The sequence below is a fragment of the Streptomyces coerulescens genome, assembly GCF_042657965.1.
Lineage (GTDB): Bacteria > Actinomycetota > Actinomycetes > Streptomycetales > Streptomycetaceae > Streptomyces > Streptomyces coerulescens.
Window position 1 is genome coordinate 1 of the sequence record NZ_JBHSKM010000059.1, and the last position, 842, is coordinate 842.

At 55.6% G+C, this 842-nt stretch carries 1 rRNA gene; it reads left to right on the forward strand.

Annotation, left to right across the window (positions count from 1 at the left end):
- A 23S ribosomal RNA gene (locus ACFPQ9_RS44565) occupies positions 1-842 on the forward strand; the annotation flags it as partial.

An 842-nucleotide genomic window follows, 5' to 3' on the forward strand; every position in this document is an offset into this window, starting at 1 on the left:
AAAAACACAGGTCCGTGCGAAGCCGTAAGGCGATGTATACGGACTGACGCCTGCCCGGTGCTGGAACGTTAAGGGGACCGGTTAGCTCAGATTCGTCTGGGCGAAGCTGAGAACTTAAGCGCCAGTAAACGGCGGTGGTAACTATAACCATCCTAAGGTAGCGAAATTCCTTGTCGGGTAAGTTCCGACCTGCACGAATGGCGTAACGACTTCTCGACTGTCTCAACCATAGGCCCGGTGAAATTGCACTACGAGTAAAGATGCTCGTTTCGCGCAGCAGGACGGAAAGACCCCGGGACCTTTACTACAGTTTGATATTGGTGTTCGGTTCGGCTTGTGTAGGATAGCTGGGAGACTGTGAACTCTGGACGCCAGTTCAGGGGGAGTCGTCGTTGAAATACCAGTCTGGTCGTGCTGGATGTCTAACCTGGGTCCGTGATCCGGATCAGGGACAGTGTCTGATGGGTAGTTTAACTGGGGCGGTTGCCTCCTAAAGGGTAACGGAGGCGCCCAAAGGTTCCCTCAGCCTGGTTGGCAATCAGGTGTTGAGTGTAAGTGCACAAGGGAGCTTGACTGTGAGACCGACGGGTCGAGCAGGGACGAAAGTCGGGACTAGTGATCCGGCGGTGGCTTGTGGAAGCGCCGTCGCTCAACGGATAAAAGGTACCCCGGGGATAACAGGCTGATCTTCCCCAAGAGTCCATATCGACGGGATGGTTTGGCACCTCGATGTCGGCTCGTCGCATCCTGGGGCTGGAGTCGGTCCCAAGGGTTGGGCTGTTCGCCCATTAAAGCGGTACGCGAGCTGGGTTTAGAACGTCGTGAGACAGTTCGGTCCCTAT